General features: G+C 43.7%; 18 protein-coding genes. 2 read left to right on the forward strand and 16 right to left on the reverse strand.

Annotation, left to right across the window (positions count from 1 at the left end):
* Nucleotides 1-53: 53 nt before the first annotated feature.
* From ACGHZ6_RS20620 to ACGHZ6_RS20665, 10 genes are all read right to left on the reverse strand, one after another.
* The gene (locus ACGHZ6_RS20620) at nt 54-2414 is read right to left on the reverse strand and encodes a TonB-dependent receptor (RefSeq protein WP_390615926.1); all 2361 of its coding nucleotides are present in this window, start codon (nt 2412-2414) and stop codon (nt 54-56) included.
* Nucleotides 2415-2479: 65 nt separating this feature from the next.
* Nucleotides 2480-3904 carry an aldehyde dehydrogenase family protein gene (locus ACGHZ6_RS20625; RefSeq protein WP_390615928.1) on the reverse strand — a complete coding sequence of 475 codons (1425 nt, stop codon included), beginning with the start codon at nt 3902-3904 and terminating at the stop codon, nt 2480-2482.
* A 57-nt stretch (nt 3905-3961) separates the two neighbouring features.
* Nucleotides 3962-4717, reverse strand: coding sequence for a citryl-CoA lyase (locus tag ACGHZ6_RS20630; protein WP_390615930.1), 756 nt, complete (start codon nt 4715-4717; stop codon nt 3962-3964).
* A gap of 38 nt (nt 4718-4755) precedes the next feature.
* On the reverse strand, nt 4756-5247 hold the full coding sequence (locus ACGHZ6_RS20635; RefSeq protein ID WP_390615931.1) for a MaoC/PaaZ C-terminal domain-containing protein: 492 nt from the start codon (nt 5245-5247) through the stop codon (nt 4756-4758).
* Nucleotides 5244-6761, reverse strand: coding sequence for a class I adenylate-forming enzyme family protein (locus tag ACGHZ6_RS20640; RefSeq protein ID WP_390615932.1), 1518 nt, complete (start codon nt 6759-6761; stop codon nt 5244-5246). Before ACGHZ6_RS20640 ends, ACGHZ6_RS20635 begins: the two co-directional genes overlap by 4 nt.
* 59 nt (nt 6762-6820) lie before the next feature.
* A complete protein-coding gene (locus ACGHZ6_RS20645) occupies nt 6821-7693 on the reverse strand; it encodes a 3-oxoacyl-ACP reductase family protein (RefSeq protein WP_390615934.1) in 873 nt (290 codons plus the stop codon).
* Between the two features lie 520 nt (nt 7694-8213).
* Nucleotides 8214-9062, reverse strand: coding sequence for an SDR family oxidoreductase (locus ACGHZ6_RS20650; RefSeq protein ID WP_390615935.1), 849 nt, complete (start codon nt 9060-9062; stop codon nt 8214-8216).
* A gap of 93 nt (nt 9063-9155) precedes the next feature.
* Nucleotides 9156-10439 (reverse strand): NADH:flavin oxidoreductase/NADH oxidase family protein, encoded by a 1284-nt coding sequence (locus tag ACGHZ6_RS20655; protein ID WP_390615936.1) that lies wholly within the window; start codon nt 10437-10439, stop codon nt 9156-9158.
* A 47-nt stretch (nt 10440-10486) separates the two neighbouring features.
* The gene (locus ACGHZ6_RS20660; protein WP_390615937.1) at nt 10487-11095 is read right to left on the reverse strand and encodes a TetR/AcrR family transcriptional regulator; all 609 of its coding nucleotides are present in this window, start codon (nt 11093-11095) and stop codon (nt 10487-10489) included.
* Nucleotides 11096-11194: 99 nt separating this feature from the next.
* Nucleotides 11195-12226, reverse strand: coding sequence for a haloalkane dehalogenase (locus tag ACGHZ6_RS20665; RefSeq protein WP_390615938.1), 1032 nt, complete (start codon nt 12224-12226; stop codon nt 11195-11197).
* Nucleotides 12227-12450: 224 nt separating this feature from the next.
* Between ACGHZ6_RS20665 and ACGHZ6_RS20670 the strand changes: the two genes are divergently transcribed.
* Nucleotides 12451-12840, forward strand: a complete 390-nt coding sequence (locus ACGHZ6_RS20670; RefSeq protein WP_390615939.1) for an acyl-CoA thioesterase — start codon at nt 12451-12453, stop codon at nt 12838-12840.
* A 177-nt stretch (nt 12841-13017) separates the two neighbouring features.
* Here the strand turns inward: ACGHZ6_RS20670 and ACGHZ6_RS20675 are convergent, their stop codons facing one another.
* Genes ACGHZ6_RS20675 through ACGHZ6_RS20695 form a run of 5 tightly spaced genes read right to left on the reverse strand, consistent with a single transcriptional unit; the run spans nt 13018 to nt 18698 of the window.
* Nucleotides 13018-14019, reverse strand: coding sequence for an NAD(P)-dependent alcohol dehydrogenase (locus tag ACGHZ6_RS20675; RefSeq protein WP_390615940.1), 1002 nt, complete (start codon nt 14017-14019; stop codon nt 13018-13020).
* Nucleotides 14020-14029: 10 nt separating this feature from the next.
* Entirely contained in the window at nt 14030-15280 is a 1251-nt protein-coding gene (locus ACGHZ6_RS20680) for an acyl-CoA dehydrogenase family protein (RefSeq protein WP_390615941.1), read from the reverse strand.
* 51 nt (nt 15281-15331) lie between these two features.
* Complete coding sequence (locus ACGHZ6_RS20685; RefSeq protein ID WP_390615942.1) at nt 15332-16093, reverse strand: SDR family oxidoreductase; 762 nt, start codon at nt 16091-16093, stop codon at nt 15332-15334.
* Between the two features lie 2 nt (nt 16094-16095).
* Nucleotides 16096-17151 carry a phosphotransferase family protein gene (locus ACGHZ6_RS20690; RefSeq protein WP_390615943.1) on the reverse strand — a complete coding sequence of 352 codons (1056 nt, stop codon included), beginning with the start codon at nt 17149-17151 and terminating at the stop codon, nt 16096-16098.
* 11 nt (nt 17152-17162) lie between these two features.
* The gene (locus ACGHZ6_RS20695; protein WP_390615944.1) at nt 17163-18698 is read right to left on the reverse strand and encodes an AMP-binding protein; all 1536 of its coding nucleotides are present in this window, start codon (nt 18696-18698) and stop codon (nt 17163-17165) included.
* A gap of 171 nt (nt 18699-18869) precedes the next feature.
* On the opposite strand from ACGHZ6_RS20695, the gene ACGHZ6_RS20700 reads away from it, so the two are divergent.
* A complete protein-coding gene (locus ACGHZ6_RS20700) occupies nt 18870-19892 on the forward strand; it encodes an AraC family transcriptional regulator ligand-binding domain-containing protein (RefSeq protein WP_390615945.1) in 1023 nt (340 codons plus the stop codon).
* 266 nt (nt 19893-20158) lie between these two features.
* Here the strand turns inward: ACGHZ6_RS20700 and ACGHZ6_RS20705 are convergent, their stop codons facing one another.
* On the reverse strand, nt 20159-22537 hold the full coding sequence (locus tag ACGHZ6_RS20705; protein WP_390615946.1) for a TonB-dependent receptor: 2379 nt from the start codon (nt 22535-22537) through the stop codon (nt 20159-20161).
* Nucleotides 22538-22572 lie beyond the last annotated feature (35 nt).

Genomic DNA, 22572 nt, shown 5'->3' on the forward strand with positions numbered 1-22572 from the left:
GATGAAAGTCCAATTCACACTACAACAGATAGGTAAGCAATTAAGCTAGAAAACTAGAAACGGTAGTTACCTTCAATAGCAAAGGTACGTGGCCGCATCATATTAACAAATATACCTCCGTCAGATTGGGAGATAGGACCAGCAAAGCTAAAAATCTTTTGATCGCTTAGGTTTTTTCCCACCAGAGCCAGTTGCCAGCTATCATCAGCTGCTGCTAAAGCGATGCGACCATTAAAGACTGTTACCGCATGTTGCTCAGAGCGAGGATCAAGATCATTAGATACATAATGATTATCTTTGAAATTAACATCCAATGCTGATCGTAACTCCATCGCATCTGTCAGCATATAGACATGGTTAGCACCGAAATTGAAAGACCACTCAGGTGTGTGAACATTTTCTTTGCCTTCATAATCACAGTTACCTGCTAAAGTCGTGCTTGCTGGCAAGCTTCCAGCTCCATTACAGGCGCCAGCAGGATAATCTGTCCATTCAAAATCCAGATAAGCCAAGCTACTGTTTAACATCAGGCTCTCAGAAACCTGCCAACGTCCGTCCAATTCTAGGCCACGAACCTGAGCCTCACCGGCGTTCAGTACAGCAAATCCAAACGCGCCATCGAAAACACTCACTTGCATATCGGTGTAATCAGTTTGATAGATAGCAACATTAAGCTCTGCCGAACCGTCCAGTAACGACATTTTGGCGCCCAATTCCAGTGTTTCCGCCTCTTCCTGATCGAAGAAGAAACTTTCTCCGCCAAGCTCAGTTCCCGACTTGCCTGGGAACCCTAATGCAGTTGTCCAACCATTGTTACCACGGGCATCATATCCTGCTGCCTTATAACCCTCAGAGTAGCTGACATAGAGCATAATATCGCTATTCAGATCGTATTGAAGGTTAATGCTTGGAGTCCAATTTTCTTTACTATAACTATCGGATAGATCATGATCCGCAAGATTAAAGCTATCAGCCACCAATAAACCTACATTTGGAGCCGGGGCTGGCGGTGAAGGTAAAGTTACATCACTCAGCAGCGTGCCAGGCATTGCCAGTGAGTAACTTTGTATTGAGCGCTGCCCTTCTTTTTTATCTTTTGTGTACCTTAAACCCAAGGTTAAACGCAATTCTTCGCTTAATGTCCATGTCAACTGGCCAAATGCTGCGTAAGTTTTAGACTCCTGACCAAAATCTCTGACAGCCACACTATCAAGGATACCAACAGGTAAACCAAAGCTCTGATCTAAGCCGATTGCAGACACCTTTAAGAATGCATCCTCTTGATAGGACTGCTCAGAATCCTGATAAAACAACCCTACAATGTAATCAATGGCATCACCATCAGTAGATGTCAAACGAATCTCTTGACTGAACTGCTCAAAGTCTTCAGCCATATCTTGAGATAACATGTCCACTTCTGTGGTATCTGGGTCAAAATTATCTTCCTGATACTCATACTCGTTATATGAAGTAATTGACGTCAATGTGAAAGCATCGAAGTCGTAATCCACATTCAATACATAGCTTTCGCTATCAAATTCGAATTGATTATCTTCATTACTCCACAACTTATGATCTATCTGCCCTGACGTTTGCTGAAGCGGACCATGCGTGCCTGCGATACTCTTGATCGGGTATGTCCCTAAATCAGTAGGCGTCATTGTTCGACCTTGACGATCCAACTTGAAGATTTCTGTTTTGAATGTTGAACTGATATTCCCTTGGTCCCAACTCAGAGTCAAGCGAGCAGCTTGTTCATCAACTTGAGGATAGTCACCGGAGAGGATATTGTTTTTCATGTATCCATCCTCTTGACGATCACGTAGCGCCAATCTAGCCCCTACATTCTCTGATAAAGGGCCAGATACAACCGCATTCAATTCTGTCTCCCCATACTCAGCGACATGACTAGCACTCAACAGCGCTTCGAGCTCATGGGTAGGCTTAGCACTGACCAAGCTAATCGCACCTGCAATTGAGCTCTGTCCAAATAAAATACTTTGCGGCCCCCTAAGAACCTCGACACGCTCTAGGTCAAGAAATGCTGCTCGTGATTGCAAGCTACGACCGGCATAAACCCCATCAGAATATGTCCCCACTGATTGCTCAAAACCCTGATTGGTTCCAGAACCAATTCCACGAATAAACATCTGAGGCACCATACCACCATCAACGATCCGGAGATTGGGTACATATGCTGAAAGGTCTTGTAGGTTTTCAACACCTGCTTCAGCCATTTTCTCGCCATTGACGGCTGAAACTGAAATAGGTACGTCTTGTAGACTCTCCGCTCGTTTTTGGGCTGTAACTACAACCTCTTCTAATTGAAACACCTCAGAAACGGCATTTGTTGCAGGCAATACCGCCAAACTACTAATTACCGATGCCAGGGTAGACACTCTATTTTTTTTCATTAGCTCTCTCAACTTACTGCAAGTTTATGTTTAAGAATATTTTATATAAATACGTAGAAAGCGATCTAACTGAGATCTACTTCTTTTAGAATATTAACCACCCTCCTCTCTGTATATTGGAGAAGACCATCCACGCCCATCTCACAACCAATGCCAGATTCTTTAACACCACCAAAAGGAACGAAGGGGTGAAGTGCACGATGCTGATTAATCCATACCGTACCTGTTCTTAAGCTTTTTGCCAGAGACTTGCCCTTCTCGATATCACTTGTCCAAACTGATCCAGCTAAACCATAGACACCTTGATTGGCTTTTTTAATAACCTCATCAACATCCTTAAATGGAATAATAGGCAAGAAAGGTCCAAATGCTTCATCAACCAGAATTTTGGAATCTTCGGCAAGATTTGTAAGTAATGTAGGAGGAAAAAAGAACCCCGCGCCTTCAGGAATATCGGATTGAAATAACACTTCCGCTCCACCAGCGACAGCATCATTCAGGAAGCGATGCATGCTATCGACCTGAGATTGATTTTGAAGCGGCCCCATAGTCGTTTCTGGAGTACTTCCATCACCCACAACCAACTTCTTAAGTTCAGCAACCAAAGCCTGTTTCATACTCTCAAATTTACTTTCGTGGACATACAATCGTTTAATTCCGATACACACTTGACCACTATTGTAGAAAGCATTCTTAATAAGGTCTTTTGCAACCTTTTGCGGATCGACGTCCTCCAAAACTACAGCCGCATCATTACCACCCAACTCCAGAATGATACGTTTTAATCTAGCACCAGATGACTCCATGATTTTTTTGCCAACAGTAGATGAACCTGTAAACGAGACAGCATCCACCCCAGTATGCATTGTCATTAAGCGACCAAGTTCATCATGACTGCTTGTAATAATATTAATAACGCCTTTTGGCAAAACATCTTTAATCAACTCACCAAACTTGAGAATACTCATTGGAGTCAATGGGGATGGTTTCACTACAACGGTGTTACCAACATATATTGCAGATACAATTTTTACGATTGCACTCAGTATGGGGTAATTCCATGGCGGAATAGCTGCCACAACACCAAGCGGACTATATTCTGCATATGCATGATTAGTCTGATCATCCAGATAAGTATCTTGCGGAAGCTGTAGGAAAGGCATTACAGATGCGAGCAATGCAGATCGCTCAACTTCATTTCTAGCCTCGACAAGCGGCTTACCCTGCTCCAGAGTTACCAACTCTGCTAGCTCGTCACAATTCTCTTCAATAATGTCTTTTATTTTCTGTAGATACTCTGATCTGTCCTGAACAGAAATAGATGACCATGCGGGAAAAGCGTTTGATGCAGCACTGACTGCTGCATCAAGATCATATAATGTATTCTCTGGCGCACCTCCTACAACCTCTTCGTTAGCAGGGTTAATTACGTCAAAGGTACCCTCACCCGGCAATAACTCTCCATTGATAAGTGCCTTAAATTCACGCATAGCAATATCCTCGTGATTAATTACGATTTATATCTATAGTCTTCTGAGTAAAAAGAATTAGGCGTCCGCCTGCATTACTGCATCCCATATTTGTAACCCAGCCGGTTGCTTTGCCTCTTCCATAACATGAGCCAACAATCCTGCTGTCCTGCCTATCACAGCAAAACCTCGACCAATACGTGGGTCCAGATTCATGTCAACACATATTGCACCGGTGGCACCTACAGCATTCAATGGTAAGTTTTTACCTGCAGCAACAAGCTGATCAGAGATCGCATCCATCAACCTCCAGTGTTTACCATAGAAGCCACATTCCTTTGATATTTCTCTCAATCTCGGTGTTCTGGGGTCGCCATTCACATGTATAGGATGCCCCACACCAGGAATAGAACGTTTTTTCCGCTTACAGCTTTCGAGAATCTGTACTGCTCGGGCAACATACTCCTCATCAGAACTATTCTCATCAAGGTCACCAATATTTTCACTAAGCAACTCAGCTGATTTTTGCATTGCACCAAGAAATACATTCCCAGCTCCTAACAAACCAGCAGCTAGCGCCCCCTGAACCGACTCTGGTGCTCCGAGATATGTCAATCGAGAGCTTATAGAACTCGGAGTAAATCCATGGTCAGTACCCGTAACTAGCAATACATTTAACATACGTTTTTCATTACTTGTCGGCATGCGAGCGAATAACAAATAATAAATAACATCAATAAAGTCATGCTTATCTAGAATCTCTTCAGACAAATTCATATCACGAATAAAAATGTCATCCGCAGTGCAGTGGCCTATTTGCGTAAGCTTTCCCATTATCTTTTACCTATTCAAACAATTCAGACTACTTTAGATTAAGCAGCAACCGGCTCTTTCAAGACAATCATCATCTTAAATTCACTATCAACAACGATCTCATCATGCTGATTGATAGCTCTACGCTTAAGTGTTACAACACCACGATCCCCTTTAGATGTTATTCGCTTGTCAGCGATTTCCACTTCTCCATAGATGGTATCTCCGATGAACGTTGGCCTAGGGAAACGACACTCTAAATTCAAGAGCCCAATTCCACTCTTCTCTAAAAGCTGGTTAAAAATGGTCCTTGTTACTAACCCAGATAACATAGACAACACCAACAAACCGTGAGCGATCCTTTTTCCAAAGAACGAATTTTTAGCGAATTCGTCATCAACATGAATTCTGTTATAATCTGCGGATAGTCCTGCAAACTGTGCAACATCCGACTCCGTCACAGTCCTGGACGGGGTTCTAAAAATATCGCCTACAGTCAAATCTTCAAAATAGAGCTGCGTCTTTACAACACTAGCAATATCTATACTCATTTTTCTTCCCCACCTAATTTCTCTTCAACAATCTTCAACAGCTCTGGTTTTACTACACGGCCAGATAAATTCTTGGGAACTTCATCGACAAACAATATATGTTGCGGCTTTTTGTACCCTGGGAGATTTTCAGCAGAGAACGCAACAACATCCTCGTTTGTTAACGTCTCATTAGGTTTTACAATAATGACAGCACAAATCGCCTCACCCCACTTTTTATCAGGAACACCTACACAGTAGACTTCACTGATTAATGGGTGGTTTAGTAACGTTGACTCAACGTCACCAGAGGGAACATTGATCCCTCCAGTTCTAATGAAATCTCGCTCTCTTCCAACGAAATATAGAAGGCCATCCTCATCAAAACGCCCCAGATCACCGACGCACAAATACTCACCAACACTAATATCTTTGATCAGTTCTTCATTTTTATAATAACTGTCAAGTTGCATGTCACTGCGCACACAAATTCTGCCGGTTTCACCAACTTCAACCTCGTTGCCTTTTTCGTCCAGAAGAATGACATCAGCTCCAAAAAAAGGCCGTCCAATACAGTTATCTCGATATATGGTATTCAACTCTTTTGCACTAAGGAATGCACTGGGGCCTAACTCTGACGACCCATAGTAAACAGTCAAAACATCCCCTAGGATTTCTTTTGATCTCAGCCTTAGCGATTCATCGATATAACCACCACCGCTAATAACGTATTTAAGTGATTTAATATTACGCTTTGCTTCCAAGTTTAAATCAAAGATTTGATCTAACATGGGAGGCAGCAAAGCCATTACTGAAACTCTATATTTCTCGATGGTTTCCAGAATAGCGCTATAATCGACATTTCTGTGCAAATGCAGTGTAGAACCGATATAAAGTGCCCATAAAGCGTAAGTCCCACCTGCAGACAAACAACAAGGCATCACCGCGAGAAAGCTGTCTTCAGCAGAAACACCGTATTGCACACTGCGATGTTCAAACCCCATTTTGGAACGCAAGACCCCCTTTGGCAGTCCGGTTGTTCCCGAGGTATGAAACATTATTGTTGAGTGCGCCTGCTTATAGATTTCATCAGCAACGGTTTGAGTCAACTCACCATCCATCGCCAGCAAACTTTCATTGCTAATCGACGACTCATCTTCTATGGAGAAAAAACAATCAACACCGGCTGGTGTATCATTTGCCAAATACTCCCAATCCAACCCCACCACAGCGGCCTTACATTCCGCATTGATGATTACCTGCTTCAAATCTTCAGGTTTAAGTCGGTAGTTAATTAGCGCCGGAATAGCACCCAGCGCAGTTATAGCGTAAATCGCAACAAAATAATTAGGGTGATTTTCTGAAACAATAGCAACTTTATCGTTAGCCCTAACGCCTTTCTCAACAAGCTGTTCTGAAAATGCTACGGTCCGATCATAAAGTTCTTTATAGCTTATTGCGTTTCCCTCAAAGACAATTGCGTCTTTACGAGGAAATCGCCTTGAATTCAGCTTTAACGATTTTATTAAGTTCATATTATTCTCCTCCATCCTAAGCGTTAAGATTAAGATTGCTCAAGGCACTCAATTTAATTCTAGCCAGAATATCGACCGCCACTCACATGAACTAACTCACCGTTTATATAACCCGCCCTGTCTGATACCAGGAATGTCACAATATTCGCGATATCCTCAGGTTCCCCCAAGCGTGGGACAGTATTTTTTTCAAGAGCACCAGCCTTGATATGCTCAATATGATCAAGACTCTTGATTCCGTCTGTTAGGATGAAACCCGGAGCGACAGCATTAACAGTAATGTTACGGCGGCCCTGCTCCATGGCCAAAGAACGGGTCAATCCTATAACACCTGCTTTTGCCGAAGAATAGTTGGTCTGCCCTGGATTGCCCCAGTGAGCTCGTGACGAAATATTAACAATACGTCCCCAGCCTCTCTGAGCCATTGAAGGCAGAACCGCTTTACTACACAACCAGGATCCTTTCAAATTAGTCGAAAGGACTGCATCCCAATCCTCAACACTCATTTTGATAATGCCTCTATCACGAACGATGCCTGCGTTATTAACAAGAATATCTACACCTCCAAATGCTTCTAGCGTAGCTTTCTGCAATAAGTCCACTGACTCAGGATCAGAAATGTCGGAACCAACTGAGATAGCATTGTGGCCCTGCTCAACGAGATCTTTTGCATACTCTGCAGCAGCTTCTGAATTAATATCTGTAATCACAACATTAACCCCTTCTTCTGCAAGAGCCTTAGCAATAGCCGCACCAATACCTCGGGCAGATCCAGTAATGATCGCAGTCTTTTCTCTTAGATGTAGGTCCATAGTTATCTCCGAAATTACATTGTTAAATTCTGTTATGTTTAAGAGGTGATGCTTTAGTAAATAGGGATATTTTTGTTGCTGCACTTGTCCACAAAGTTTGAATAAAGCAGCTTGTGACAACTGCGAGCCAATTCAATCGCTGACAGTCTTTATATCCGTTCTGATAAATCCAGATTAAAACATAATGACCATTATGTAAATACATAACGTGCATTATGTTTTTACATTATAAATATCTTTACACTTGATAACTTGAAGAACCAATTACAGGGATAGCAGATTTAACTTACTACGCAAAAGAAGCGCCGGGAGAGAAAAATCAAGATAACCTATTGATTTAATTAAATATTATTTTTGAAGAAGCCTAATCTATGAGATCAGGCTGATAGAAAATGCCTCGTAGACTCAAGGCAAATTACCGAAAAGGGAGCTTTTACAGGAAGATAACCCTATAAATAAGGCTAGGCAGTGTGAGCTTCAATCTCTGAAACTGCACCATTTGCTAAATCAACAACAATAATTCGAATACGTTGATTTCAAGTATAGGCTGCATCAATCTTATACTAGGACTTAATAAAATTGACGCAGCCTATAAAGACTCATTACTAATGCCTATTGACACTAATAAATAAAAATCACTTTATGAATTAGGTTTATTACGCGCAATAGTTTTCAAGCGATCCGAATAAGATGACAGAGCGTCACGATCCACGTTTTTATAAAGCTTAGATTCGCCCGCAGCCCTTTTGATCAGGTTTTTAATTCGAACAGGTATCATTTGAGCTAGAACATAAACCAATTTCATGTACCCAGGTAGCACAGTATATAAACGTGGCTTCTCCAAAGTAGCCACGATACTATCTGCAACATCTTTTGGATCTAAGGTAGGCATTAACCCCTTTGTCGATTCATCTGTTCCAGATGCTAATTCAGTACGCACTCTTGAGGGCAAAACCAGAGAAAAATTAATATCACTTTCCCGAAATTCAGCTGCTACCGATTCAGTTAAACCTACAACAGCAAATTTCGTGGCCACGTAGAAGGAGTAACCCGGAAGAGCAAATCGCCCCATGAGAGAAGACACATTGACAATATGCCCGGCATTTCTGTCCTTCATAGCAGGCAGAGCAGCACGCATTCCATTTATCACACCACGGAGATTGATATCTAGAGCTGCATCTGCAAGAGCATCATCCTCATCCAAAAAAGTATTCTTCGGCATGATACCAGCATTGTTTACCAATGCATGCACTGGCCCTAAATTATCCCTGGTACTATCTAGAAAATTACTGAAAGATGCCTGATCTCTAACATCGAGATAACATCCGTGTGCACCAATCTCCTTAGCAACTATTTCAACACCTTCAGCATCTACGTCTCCAATACTCACTTTGGCGCCTTTTGCTATAAGTGCTTTCGCAGTTTCTAGACCTATACCCCGAGCACCACCCGTGATTGCTACAACTTTCCCCTTTAGAGTAATGGCCATATCATATTCCTCTTAGTATCTTTACACATTTACTGATCTGGATATTTCTATAAGTAGCATCCAGTGATAATAATTAATTTTAGAATAAGTATTTCAGCACTGTTCCCTAAGTTTTTGCTCACTTTCTCGGTAGCGTTTAGAAGAAGTTTTCGCAGACATCTGAGTATTAGCATAACCATCGCTACCTAATTCTTGAATTCGGCAATTGAACCAGTGCATCTTACTAAAAGTGTCCAAAATACGAGCCAATTTAAAAAACTTTATAAAGGATAACCACCAAGGGAAATACGACAGTGTGTTTTCATAACAAGGCAACTCAACCAATCCGGCAAGCAGTTTCTTTGGGGCGTCCGGCATGACACACATTGGTCTGGCTATACCAATCATATCCACACTGCCATCTGCAATAAGTTGCTGCATGGTCAGCTGTTTTCGAACTCCACCAGTGACCATTACAGGTATATTGATAGCAGCACGTATTGAATCTGCAAAACCGGAAAAATAACCTTCTTTCCTTAACGTTGATTCTTCAGTTACATCCACCTCTTCACTTATAACACCTTCAGCCCCCAAAAGCTTGGGTTGTTCATAATTACCACCTGATATTTCCAGCAAATCGATACCAGCCTCTTCCAACCATTGCGCCACTTGCAGACTATCTTCAAACGTAAATCCGCTACGCTGAAAGTCAGTGCTATTTAACTTCACGGAAACAGGAAATTCTTTACCTACTGTATCTCTAACCTTAGCCACAACTTCCAATAGGAGTCGAGCCCTATTTTCAAGGCTTCCGCCATATCGGTCCTTGCGATGATTACTCTTTGGGCTCAGGAATTGAGAAAGTAGAAAACCATGAGCGGAGTGAATTTGAACACCAGTAAACCCGGCTTCCTTCACAACTGATGCACTTGAAGCGAACTTTCCAATAACTTCAAATATTTCATCACGAGTCATTTCAACTGGCTGTCCAAAGACATCGCCAGGCATATCAACCGGTATCGCTGAAGGTGCTTTAGGATTTTCATTCATGACTTTGGCGATCTGACGCCCGGGATGATTTAGCTGCGCCCAAAAATGATTACCGCTTTTTTTACCGGCTTTTGCCCAGTTAGCTAACGCATTTCTCATTTGTGAACTTGGAGAACCATCAATAACAATATTGCGCATACGTTCGCGATGACCCGCATCAATCATGATATTGCCAGTTAATAGCAATCCTGCACCGCCTTCTGACCACAACCGATATAAATTTGCAAGTTCATCAGTAGGAACACCACGTACGGTCGCAAGCCCTTCAGACATAGCTGATTTGGCTATACGATTGTCCAATATCTCACCACAAGGTAATGAAAGAGTTTGGTTTAACGGATTATTCATAATTCACTCACGTTACTCACAAGGCGATGCAGGTTAACACCACATATTCAGGTTCGAAGGCTTTCGCACAGAGAATTGATCGCATACCCAACACTTTCTAGATCTATCTCGCGCTTATGTATGTAATATTGGAGAGCCACTCCTCGCAGCATTCCTATATACGCAATAGCAAAGGATTCGGCGTTTACAGAAGCTTTAATCTCGCCCATGCCTATTCCCCTTTCAATCAAGTTGACCAATGTTTTGCGCACTGTAAGGTCATACTCTTCAAATTCCGGCTGAATCTCTTTACAAGAGCAATGACTTTCTTGCATTAACCTAAAGTAAGCTAACATCAAATTGTCACAACGCTTCACATGCTTTAAGTAGATTGTTGTTACTGTGTTGATATCACCAATTGCTGAATTACTATCTAATGCATGTAACTCTAGGTTCCTATCCCAAATGTCAAGAACCTTTTTGGCGACAGCCTTCATCAACCCGCTTTTGTTCTTAAAACGGTGTACAACAACTCCGCTTGTATACCCAGCAAGCTTACCCACTTTATGAATCGACAGTGAAGATACGCCTTCACTTGCTATAAGTGCTATTGCGGCATTGAAAACTGCTTCATCAGATTCAGCTACGCGTTCTGCTTGAGTTCGCTTTGACAACATTCATCCCTCATAAAATACATTTCAATCGTAATGTATGTTAGCACCAAGTTCCAAAATGGATCAATTCATGGCCATAGTTGATTCCTTCACTGCACTGAATCAGGCACTTCTCCTAACATCCAAAATGGCTTTTACGCACTGCTCTGGCTGATCCTGCTGCAAAAAATGACCTGCATCACTAATAACCCGATGCTGTACATCACTACAGCCGGGAACGCTTTCCAAAAAGGGTTGGTCCCCTCCCGCAGTTACCGGATCACCATCAGAAAAAGCGCACATGAATGGTTTATCGAACTGACTTAAGCTTTCCCAAGCAGCTTTGTTCTCCTCAACCTCCATATCGTCATGAAAGATAGGTACCAAACTAGGGAAAGTACGTGGGCCCTTCAAATAACTCTCATCCGGGAAAGGAGCACTATACGCTTGAGCTTCCATTTCACTCAGAGATTTATGTGCTGTTTTAGCCATAGTAAAACCGACATCTAAATCCTGACACTCTGCACAGAACTTTCTCCAATAAAGGAAGGGCGGCACTGGAGAAGATTTATCAAAATAGATATCTTTCAAGTTTTCAGCCCCTACAACCGGTAATGACTGATAAATTTCTCTCGCCGCATCGGTTAGCTCGACAGGAATTTTTCCAACAGGTAACGCACCATTAGCTAATACAACATGAGCAAATTGATCAGGGAAAGCTGCTACCAAGCGCAAGCCAATCAAGCTTCCCCAATCCTGAAAGAAAACGGTAACGTTATTGATATCTAACTGAGTTAGCCAATCACTCATCCATGTCACATGACGCGCATAAGTATAGTCTTCCGCTTTAGTCGGCTTATCAGAACGGCCCATACCAACCAAATCTGGCGCAATGACTCGAAAGCCCTCATCCACCAGCAAGGGAATCATATGGCGGTATAGATAACACCAAGCAGGTTGGCCATGCATCAACAGTACGACATCGCCATCAACCGGCCCCTCATCCAAATAGTGGACCCGTAGCTTGCCACCCTCAGTGTCATCAACATAAAGGTAGTTAGGTGCAAAGTTAAAATCGACCAGATTATCAAAACGGTCATCAGGGGTGCGCTTAAAGTCCATACGATAACTCATTGTTTTTATTGCATTATCCAAAGGTAAAGCTGCACTTTGATGGCAGCGTTGTTACCGTTCACTCAAGAGTAATATGCAAATATCAGATTGGGAAACTCAGTAAACTGTAACCACAATAAAACATAATGACCATTATGTAAATAGCAAAATGAACTGTATACTGTGCTAACACTTTGATTTCAAAGTTACCTGCCAAGGCAAGGTAATCAGGAGTCAATAGACTGTAACTATAGGAGGTTTTGAGCATGCATTTTGAAACGGTCATTAAGCCTAAATTCGGTGAACTGGATGTATTAGGCCACATAAACAACGTTGCCATACTGGATTGGCTACAAGAGGCTCGTTGGCAGTTTTACCGGGAGGTTTTTGACTTTAGATTGCAGCTTGTCTCTGTCAGGGCAGAGATCGACTACCACGCTCAGATTACTATTGAGAATGATGTGACTATTAAAACCTGGGTAGAATCTATAGGTAACTCATCCATTAAATTTAGCCATCAGGTCTTGCAATCAGATCAGCTGTGCTCATCCTCTCTGGCAACGATGGTTCTCTATGACAGCCAGGAACAATGTTCTGCAAACATTGATGATGAAACTCGAACCAAACTTAAAAGATTTATGCCTAATATAAAGTAATTACAACTAAACGGCACACATGACTGAAACCCAACAATTAGAAATATTCAGTCAGGCATTGCGTGAGATATATGTTAATCGCTTCTACAAAGAGCAGAAGTTATAACAATAAAATACCAATGCCTTGTCAAACCTTGTAGTTTTTGTAACTGATAAAGTCAGAGAGCATTCAATTTTTTAGATTTCCACCACAATCTTGCCAAAATGCTCGCCCAGTTCCTGATATTGAAATGCCTCTCCTAACTCAGAAAGACCAAAGCTCTGATCAATCACAGGTTTAATGCCAGAAGCGTTATATGCACTGACCATATCCGACTGCATTTTTTGACTGCCGACGGCAATACCTGTGATATGGAGATTCTTTTGGAAAATGGTTGGCAGAGAAATTCTCGCCTTAAAACCTCCAAGAACACCGATTAAGGATACATTACCATCGATTCTGGCTGCCGCGACTGACTGGCTGAGTGTGGCCTCACCTCCCACATCCAGCACATGATCCACACCGCCTGAGGATAAACGATTTACCGTTTTACCCCATTTCGGATCCTCACGATAATTGATCAACTCATCCGCCCCGAGTGCTTTCAGCTGCTCAAGCTTATGGTCCGATGATGATGTTGCAAATACAAATGCACCCGATGCTTTGGCAATCTGTAGGGCTGCAATAGACATTCCTCCGGTACCCTCAATCAGTACCGTATCACCGGCTTTTAGGCCGCCCTCCTCAACCAGGGCACGCCAAGCTGTTAATGCTGCACATGGTAGGGTCGCGGCTTCGGTAAACTCAAGATGATCGGGCATGGCTGTTAGCGCATTTGCAGGAAGACAAGTATATTCGCTAGCACAACCATCGACGGTTTCACCCAAAATTGCCGACATTTTTTCCAGCGATGGTCGTCCGTCCAACCAATTGGGGAAGAACACAGACATAACTTTATCGCCAGGGCGCCACTGAGTTACACCTTCACCCACAGCAACAACTTCTCCAGCACCATCAGACATGGGAACTCGCCCATTAGCGACAGGCAATAAACCACTCGCGACTAAATAATCATGAAAGTTTAATGACGTAGCTCGCCATCTAACCAACACCTTACCCGGCACAACCTGAGGTTGTTCTATGTCAGTTAGAGATAAATTCTCAATACCGCCAGGCTTCTTGATCTCAATAGTTTTCACAATCACACCTTTACAATCGATTTGGGGGCGTTAAGTACACCGAGGCCTGCCCGTGTGACTTCTGATGCTTTTTAATTTCCATACGCGCAATGGAATGCAGGTGCACCTCATCTGGACCGTCAGCAATGCGTAAACTACGCCCGGCACCATAGATATCAGCAAGAGGTGTATCGGGTGTCAACCCCATTGCACCAAATACCTGTATTGCTCGATCAGCCACAGTAGCCAGTACTGACGGCACCAGCGCCTTAATCATTGCAATTTCCTTACGAGCTTCCTTAATGCCCACATTATCCATCATCCATGCAGCCTTCAATACCAAGAGTCTTGCCTGATCAATCTCAATACGTGAGCGAGCAATCCATTCTCCAACACTTCCGTGTTGATATAAATATTTACCAAACGTTTTACGCTCTTGCGCGCGCTCTACCATTAATTCCAGCGCGACTTCCGCGGCCCCAAGCGAACGCATACAGTGATGAATCCTTCCCGGCCCCAGTCTCGCCTGGGCTAAAGCAAAACCACTGCCCTCTTCTCCCAACAAGTTACCTACTGGGACACGTACATTTTTGAATACAACTTCACAGTGCCCTTCTGGGGAATGATGGTTAAGCACATTGGTATTACGAACTACCTCCAACCCTGGTGTATCCTGTGCAACCAACACCATACTCTGCTGTTGGTAACTATCGGCTGATGGATCGGTTTTCCCCATAACAATAAACAGCTTGCAATTGGGGTGCGAGGCATTGGTGGTAAACCACTTGCGGCCATTAATCACATATTCATCTCCCTCACGGGTAATCAACGTGGTGATATTGGTCGCATCGGAAGAGGCTACATCAGGCTCAGTCATACAGAAAGCAGAACGGATATCGCCATCTAGTAGCGGTTTCAACCACTTTTCTCGCTGCTCGGGAGAGGCAAACATATGCAGCAATTCCATATTGCCAGTATCAGGCGCGTTACAATTAAATACTTCCGCGGCCCAGCTGACTCTTCCCGTAATTTCTGCGATAGGGGCATATTCCAGATTCGTTAAACGCGTACCAGGCTCATCATCCTTAAGGTGCGGTAAAAATAAGTTCCACAGGCCTTCTGACTTAGCCAGGGCTTTTAAATCTTCCATAAAAGATACTGGATAGGTTCCCGCATGAACTTCTTCATTGTATTGACGTATACGTGGAACAATATGTTTATCCATAAACATGCTGACTTTTTGACATAAATCCTCTGTTTTCTTGGAATATGCAAAGTCCATAATTCACCTCATTCTATTTCTACTAGTCTTTTGATGAAAAACCAAGAATTTCTAAATGGTCACGCCACCATCCACTACAATGCACTCCCCCGTCGTATAGGAAGACGCATCAGACGCTAAATAAAGAACCGTTCCAGCCATTTCTTCAGGCATAGCATGGCGCTGTAGCGGAATCATTGAAGTGACTTTTTCAGTCATTCTCTCGTCATCAAATAACGCACTGGCAAATTTTGTCTTAGTCAGTCCCGGTAATATAGCATTCACCCGTATACCGAATTGAGCACACTCTTTGGCAAACGCTTTGGTCATATTGACTACGGCGGCTTTAGTTACCGAATAGATTCCCTGCATAAATTGAGGCTGCAGAGCGCCGATAGACGCCGTATTAACGATAGCACCACCACTTTGCTCACGCATGATCTTGCCCGCTTCAACGGACATGAAGAAATATCCGCGAATATTGACTTCTATCGTCTTGTTATAAGCCCCAAGATCGGTATCAAGAATATGGCCGAAATAGGGATTCGTCGCCGCATTGTTTACCAAAATATCCAGGCGCGAGTGATGCTGCTTTATATATTCAAAAATTGCGCCTATCTGATCCATATCGCCAACATGGCAAGCATAGGCTTCGGCACTTCCACCAGCCTCAGTAATCGCATTGGCAACAGCCTGACAATCCTCGATCTTGCGACTGGACACAATCACATGAGCCCCCTGCCCAGCCAATAACTTGGCGATAGCCTCCCCGATACCACGGCTAGCCCCTGTTACCAAAGCGACTTTTCCTGTTAAATTAAATAATTCTGACATCTTTATTTACCTTCTGAATGTATTACAGACATAGCCATTGCAGCCAACGGCTCAGCACCTACAACCATTGCCTTATCGCTGGATGCACTGCCATCTAGTGCTCGTTTCAGTATTCCCTGCGCTAACGCAGCCAAACGGAAAAATGAAAAAGCTATATAGAAGTGCCAATTATCGATAGCATCAATGCTACGCAATTTGCAGTAATAACTGACCATTTCTTCTTCGCTGGGTATACCTAATGCATCCCGATCGATTCCTGTTAATCCTGGAACCGGACTTTGATTAGGTAAGCGCATACACGCACAAAAAAACGCTAAATCCGCCAGCGGATGCCCTAAGGTTGACAACTCCCAATCCAACACGGCCAGACCTCTAGCTTTACCTTGAGCGAATATCACATTATCCATACGGTAATCGCCGTGCACTAAACTCACTTGGCCGTCATCAGCAGGACAGTTATCCGACAACCAGGTGATTAATTCTTCCATCACCTGCACGTGTTGCGTTTCGGAAGATCGATACTGCATGGTCCAGAGCCCAATCTGGCGCTCAAAATAATTTCCTGGGCGCCCATAGTTACCCAACCCCACAGTGTCAACATCAACGTTATGCATCGCAGCCAGCATACGTATCATTTCATCAAAATAATCCGCTCGTTGCGCTGGCGCTAGCTCAGGTAATGCTGGATCCCAGAAGATTTGTCCCTCTTCATAACTCATGACATAGAACATGGAGTCAATAACATCTGGATCTTCACAGAGATGATAGGCCCTCGCCACAGGGACAGCTGTATCGGCTAAGGCTTTTAAAACACGATACTCTCTGTCAACTGCATGCGCTGACTTTAATAGTTTTCCTGGGGGCTGACGGCGTAATACATAGTGACCACTTTCAGCCGTTAACAAAAACGTGGGGTTTGATTGACCTCCTGAGAATTTTTTTGCTGTTAACGGCCCTTTAAAACCATCAATATGGGCTTCAAGATAAAGACCCAACCTATCGACATCTAAATGATGGTTCTCTTTATTCGATGCCTTCCCTTCAATCTGGTTAACCATAACAATACCGTTTAAGCTTGCTTAACTTGATAGAGCTTACGCAACTCGGTTTTTAAAACCTTGCCTGCCGCAGATAAGGGCAGCGGCTCAGTTCTAAAATCAATGCTCCTTGGGCACTTATAGCCGGCAATCAAAGATCGACAGTGCTCAATTAATGCCTCCTGAGTTACGGTTTCTCCCTCATGCAAAATAACAATCGCATGAACATTTTCACCCCATTTTTCATCAGCCACACCAATCACTGCGCATTCCTTTACCGCCTCGTGGGCCACCATGGCATTCTCTACTTCCGCACAAAACACATTTTCACCACCGGTGATAATCATGTCCTTGATTCGATCCTGAATATACACATAGCCTTCACTGTCCATATATCCCGCATCACCGGAGTAAATTAATCCATCCACTAGTACTTCACCGGTTTGCTCCGGTTTATTCCAATAGCACAACATTCTATTAGGGGCATTAATCACAATCTCACCTGTGATTCCAAACGCAACAGGCTGACGATTTTCATCAACGATGGTGATATCTACTCCTGGTGCGGGTTTACCAGCCGACCTTAGCTTTTCGCGTTCAGGCCGATGATCTTCTGGCGATAAAACCGTGACTGCTGAGGCTTCCGACTGCCCATAGGCTTGCGTAAAGGTGATGCCCGGCATTTTGCGCATGGCATCATTAATAAGCGATTCTGTAATTGAAGATGCGCCATATAATATTCGGTACAGTGAATCCAGATTTCGGTTGTCGATTGAAGGTGTATCAACCATCATCTTTAGCATTGTCGGCACAACCATCGTATGTGTTACTCGATGCTGCTCAATCTGCTGTAGCATGGACTCAGGATCGAACCAGGGAACAATAATATGGGTAGCCGCAACCGCCGTAACAGGGAGAGTCAGCACCAAATCAGCTACATGAAACATGGGGGCTACATGTAACGCGCGGGTTTGCTCGTCTATCCCCCCCTGTGACAAACCGAGTTGTGCCTGAAAATTAAAGGCTCTTACAGGAAGAAGTACACCTTTAGGGAAGCCCGTGGTTCCACCGGTATAGAAAATACCAATAGGATCAGATTCCAAGCGTCGCTCTGGTAACATAGGTTCTGAGCTATCAATCATCCCCTCATAGCTCATCATCCCTTGCGGCAAATCGCCATCCCCCAGATAAACAATGTGTTTCAGATCAGTAGCTTCTTGTTTAAAGGCATCTACATACGATAAGAACTCATCACTCACCAGCAGAACATCAGCTCCACAATCTTTCAGTGCATATAAATTCTCTTCAACGCTCCAGCGAGTGTTCATGGGGACCACAACGCCACCTACCCAGGGAATGGCATAAAAACACTCTAGGTATTTATCCGAATTTAGCGACAATATAGCGACCCGACTGCCGGCTTTAACACCAACGTCTTTAAGCCCTGCCGCAAAACGGCCCACCCGACTGTGAAATTGGCTCCACGTACGAGTACGATCCCCATAGATGGTGGCGATGGTGTTTGGAGCCACCTTCGATGCACGCTGAACATGTATAGCAACATTCATTATTTACAAACCCTGAATCTCATATTTTCACTACTGACATCAAGCAACTTTCTGATGTCGAAAATATAGATTGCCTAATTTGCCAATAACATCCAATGATCTGGACAAGCGGAAAAATAGGCATTATCTTGCATATACCGTTAATCTGTTTTCGCGATTCTGGGTTATCATATGGCCGCCGTTACTGTCTCCTCCCAATTAGTCAGACAAGTCTTGATTGGCACAGAGAAAAAAGGCATCAGCAGTGAAGAGTTGTTGAAACTGCACGGAATCCCCGCCATAACGCTAAAGAACGAAAGAATGCGTGTTTCAGTTTTAGCATTCGCAGGATTGATACAATCCATAACCTCGCGCCTGAATGATGACGCCTTGGGGCTAATAGACGAAACCATACCTTCAGGCACGTTTATGTTTATTTTTCGGGCGTGTCAGTCGGCCACAACAATAGCAGAAAGCATTCAAATTATTTGCGACGGCATAAACCTTATCGGCAAGGGTGTGTCTATATCACTCTACAACAATAAAAACGCCTGCCGCCTGGAATTTACAGCCAACCATGCTCCTGCACCTGCTGAGAATTACATCTACATTCATGTTTTTGCAGCTATACATCGATTTTTATGCTGGCAAACTAATGACTTTATCCCTATAAAAAGAGTAGATTTGAACTACCCCTCCCCCAGCTACGCCAGTGAATACAGATTCAACTTTTATGGTTCACCGATACATTTTGATAAAAAGGTGTCTGCCATATACTTTGCCAAGGAACATCTGGATCGGAAGTGTGTCCGTTCAAACCAAGAACTAAAAGATTTCTTGGATAATTATATTTCTCAACTCATTATTCAGTCTCGACAAAGTCAACTCACGTCTGTAAAAGTCAGAATTTGGCTAGAGCAAATACTCAAAGAAGGGGTAGAATCACCGGACATTACTAACGCTGCCGCACATCTTGACATCAGCGAATACGCCTTAAGGAGAAGATTAAACGCTGAGAACTACCCCTTTAATAAAATAAAGGAACACACCAGACGAGATGTTGCAATACTCCATCTGGAGAACAATATTCACAGTATAGAAAAAATAGCTTTTGACTTAGGCTTTTCCGAAGCCAGCACATTTATTCGATCGTTTAAGCGCTGGACAGGATTAACTCCGCTTGCCTATCGAAAGCTCTTGCTTAGTGAATCTTAGCCGCTATCAAGCCCCTCTCTATTTGACCGTAACTGCGGATACGGTATTCGCAAATATAGATTGCCAACCTCCCCCACCGATCCAATGGTATTACCGAGCAGGAAAATAGGCATTTCCTCGCACACCAATATGCCTAAACCAAATATTTCTGCTAATTATCAATAAGTTAGCGTCTACTTGAGCATATCTTCCAGATAAAAAAGAGCCCTCCAAGGAGGGCTATAAGTACCTGAGCTGAATAGAACTCTCCAGCATCGAGGGTAGAGTTAAAAGCGGTAAAGTCCTTCGATACCCAATGTGCGTGGGCGCATCATCTTGACGAAGAAACCACCGTTGGATTGAGTCACCGGGGAGCCATAAGAGAACATATCCAGATCAGTGAGGTTTTTCCCTGTTAAGGCAACTTGCCAAGAGTCATCACTGGCAGCCAATGCAATTCGACCATTAAACACCGTCATAGCGGATAGCTCTGAACGTGGATCCAGGTCGGCGAATGCATAGTGATTATCTTTGAAATTAGCATCAAGGGTAGAGCGTAACTCAAGTCCATCACCCAGGTAGGCCACATAATCTGCACTTAGATTGACCGTCCATTCTGGGGTATGCTGATTCTCCTTACCGGTATAATCGCAATTATCTGCCGAAACAGGGCTGACCGGCAGGGTTCCCATGCCATTACAAGCACCTGCGGTGTAATCCAGCCATTCAAAATCCAGATAACCCAAACTTCCACTGAGCGTCAGGCTTTCTGTTGCACGCCAACGACCGTCCAACTCCAAACCACGCACCCGAGCCTCACCGGCATTTTGCACCGCATAACCGAAGGTGCCATCAAAGACGCTTACCTGCATATCGGTGTAGTCGGTCTGATACACAGCGATATTTAACTCTGCAGAACCGTCCAACAAAGTCATTTTCGCCCCTAATTCAATTGTCTCTGCTTCCTCCTGATCGAAAAAGAAGCTTTCACCACCTAACTGGACACCAGACTTACCTGGAAATGCGGTCGTAGAAGTCCATCCATTAATGCCACGTGCGTCATAACCAGCGGCCTTATAACCTTCCGAGTAGCTGGCATACAGCATGACATCGCCCGATAGGTCGTACTGCAGATTAATACTCGGCGTCCAGTTTTCTTCGTCGTATTTATCCTTTAGATTATGATCCGCGATATTGAATTCACTCGCGACAATATTCGCAACACTGCCATACACCGGAACAGCGATATCATTTAAAGACACACCAGGTGCAGCAGATAATGAGAAAGCCACTTGATCACGCGAACCTTTTTTTTCATCGCGGGTATAACGAAGCCCGACATTTAAGCGTAATATATCACTCACATTCCAGGTTAGCTGACCAAACGCCGCATAACTCTCTGACTCCTGGGTGAATACGCGATTACTATAGGAATCCAACAAACCAACGGGTAATCCAGAGATTACATCAAGACCAATGGAAGAAACCGTTAAGGTTGCATCTTCCCGATAATCCTGTTCGGAGGTTTGATAAAAGAGTCCAACGATATAATCAATCGTTTCACCACCTGGAGAAGTCAGTCGTAACTCCTGACTTAACTGATCAAAATCTTCCGTCATATCGAGTGAAACCAGGTTTACCTCGCTGCCTTCACCATCATAATTATCTTCTTTGTATTCGTATTCGCTATATGCCGTAATTGACGTAAGGGTATGCTCGCCTAAGCCATACTCAAGATTTAGTACAAAGCTGTGACTGTCAAACTCCAATTTGTTATCTGCATCAGTCCACATATCATGTGCAATCCTGGTAGAAGATTGCTGCAACGGTCCATGTGTTCCTATGGCTGTCAGTGTTGGGTAGTCACCAAGATCAATCGCCGTCATCGGGCGACCTTTACGCTCCATACTCGACACCTCGGCCTTAAAGGTCGCCAGCAAATCTCCCGCGGTCCAATCCAGCGTCAGCCTTGCCGTCTGCTCATCCAAATCCGGTGCATCTTCGTTGCGAAACTTGTTGTCGACAAAACCACCTTCTTGGCGGTCTCTTAGTGCCAACCTTGCCCGAACCGAATCAGTCAAAGGTCCAGAGACATAAGCATTTACTTCTGTCTCATCAAATTCCGGAACATGCCCCAAGCTGACCATGCCTTCAAATTCATCGGTAGGTTTGGCACTGATTAGACTAACCGCGCCAGCAATAGAGCTTTGGCCGAATAAGATACTCTGTGGGCCGCGTAAAACCTCTACACGCTCCAAATCCATAAAACCCGCGCGTGACTGTAAGCTACGCCCAGCGTATACGCCATCTGTATAGATTCCCACGGATTGCTCAAAGCCCTGATTGGAGCCAGAACCGATTCCACGAATAAATAATTGCGGGGTTAAACCACCATCAATTATTCGTAAATTGGGTACATAAGCAGACAAATCAGCCAGGCTTTCGATACCAGCTTCAGACATCTTATCTCCGCCCATGGCGGAAACAGAAATAGGCACATCCTGCAAACTCTGCGCGCGTTTCTGTGCAGTGACGATAATCTCTTCAAGCGCAAAGCTTTCTACGTCTTCGGCAACCGCATAGGGGCTACTCATAACCGCGATAGATAACGCCGACACTAAAAGATTACGTTTATAGTTATTGTTGTTACGGGAATCTAGATTCATCACTATCTCCTCTCTCAATCAAGTGCCCTTTTATA

Origin of the sequence: Maricurvus nonylphenolicus, assembly GCF_042854845.1 — a bacterium.
Lineage (GTDB): Bacteria > Pseudomonadota > Gammaproteobacteria > Pseudomonadales > Cellvibrionaceae > Maricurvus > Maricurvus nonylphenolicus.

Excerpts from the sequence above, each read along its gene's own strand:
- ACGHZ6_RS20680 (WP_390615941.1), bottom strand. The coding sequence starts at position 15,280 with ATGGACTTTGCATATTCCAAGAAAACAGAGGATTTATGTCAAAAAGTC.
- ACGHZ6_RS20620 (WP_390615926.1), bottom strand. The coding sequence starts at position 2,414 with ATGAAAAAAAATAGAGTGTCTACCCTGGCATCGGTAATTAGTAGTTTG.
- ACGHZ6_RS20625 (WP_390615928.1), bottom strand. The coding sequence starts at position 3,904 with ATGCGTGAATTTAAGGCACTTATCAATGGAGAGTTATTGCCGGGTGAG.
- ACGHZ6_RS20685 (WP_390615942.1), bottom strand. The coding sequence starts at position 16,093 with ATGTCAGAATTATTTAATTTAACAGGAAAAGTCGCTTTGGTAACAGGG.
- ACGHZ6_RS20705 (WP_390615946.1), bottom strand. The coding sequence starts at position 22,537 with ATGAATCTAGATTCCCGTAACAACAATAACTATAAACGTAATCTTTTA.
- ACGHZ6_RS20700 (WP_390615945.1), top strand. The coding sequence starts at position 18,870 with ATGGCCGCCGTTACTGTCTCCTCCCAATTAGTCAGACAAGTCTTGATT.
- ACGHZ6_RS20655 (WP_390615936.1), bottom strand. The coding sequence starts at position 10,439 with ATGAATAATCCGTTAAACCAAACTCTTTCATTACCTTGTGGTGAGATA.
- ACGHZ6_RS20640 (WP_390615932.1), bottom strand. The coding sequence starts at position 6,761 with ATGAACTTAATAAAATCGTTAAAGCTGAATTCAAGGCGATTTCCTCGT.
- ACGHZ6_RS20650 (WP_390615935.1), bottom strand. The coding sequence starts at position 9,062 with ATGGCCATTACTCTAAAGGGGAAAGTTGTAGCAATCACGGGTGGTGCT.
- ACGHZ6_RS20630 (WP_390615930.1), bottom strand. The coding sequence starts at position 4,717 with ATGGGAAAGCTTACGCAAATAGGCCACTGCACTGCGGATGACATTTTT.
- ACGHZ6_RS20660 (WP_390615937.1), bottom strand. The coding sequence starts at position 11,095 with ATGTTGTCAAAGCGAACTCAAGCAGAACGCGTAGCTGAATCTGATGAA.
- ACGHZ6_RS20635 (WP_390615931.1), bottom strand. The coding sequence starts at position 5,247 with ATGAGTATAGATATTGCTAGTGTTGTAAAGACGCAGCTCTATTTTGAA.
- ACGHZ6_RS20695 (WP_390615944.1), bottom strand. The coding sequence starts at position 18,698 with ATGAATGTTGCTATACATGTTCAGCGTGCATCGAAGGTGGCTCCAAAC.
- ACGHZ6_RS20690 (WP_390615943.1), bottom strand. The coding sequence starts at position 17,151 with ATGGTTAACCAGATTGAAGGGAAGGCATCGAATAAAGAGAACCATCAT.
- ACGHZ6_RS20670 (WP_390615939.1), top strand. The coding sequence starts at position 12,451 with ATGCATTTTGAAACGGTCATTAAGCCTAAATTCGGTGAACTGGATGTA.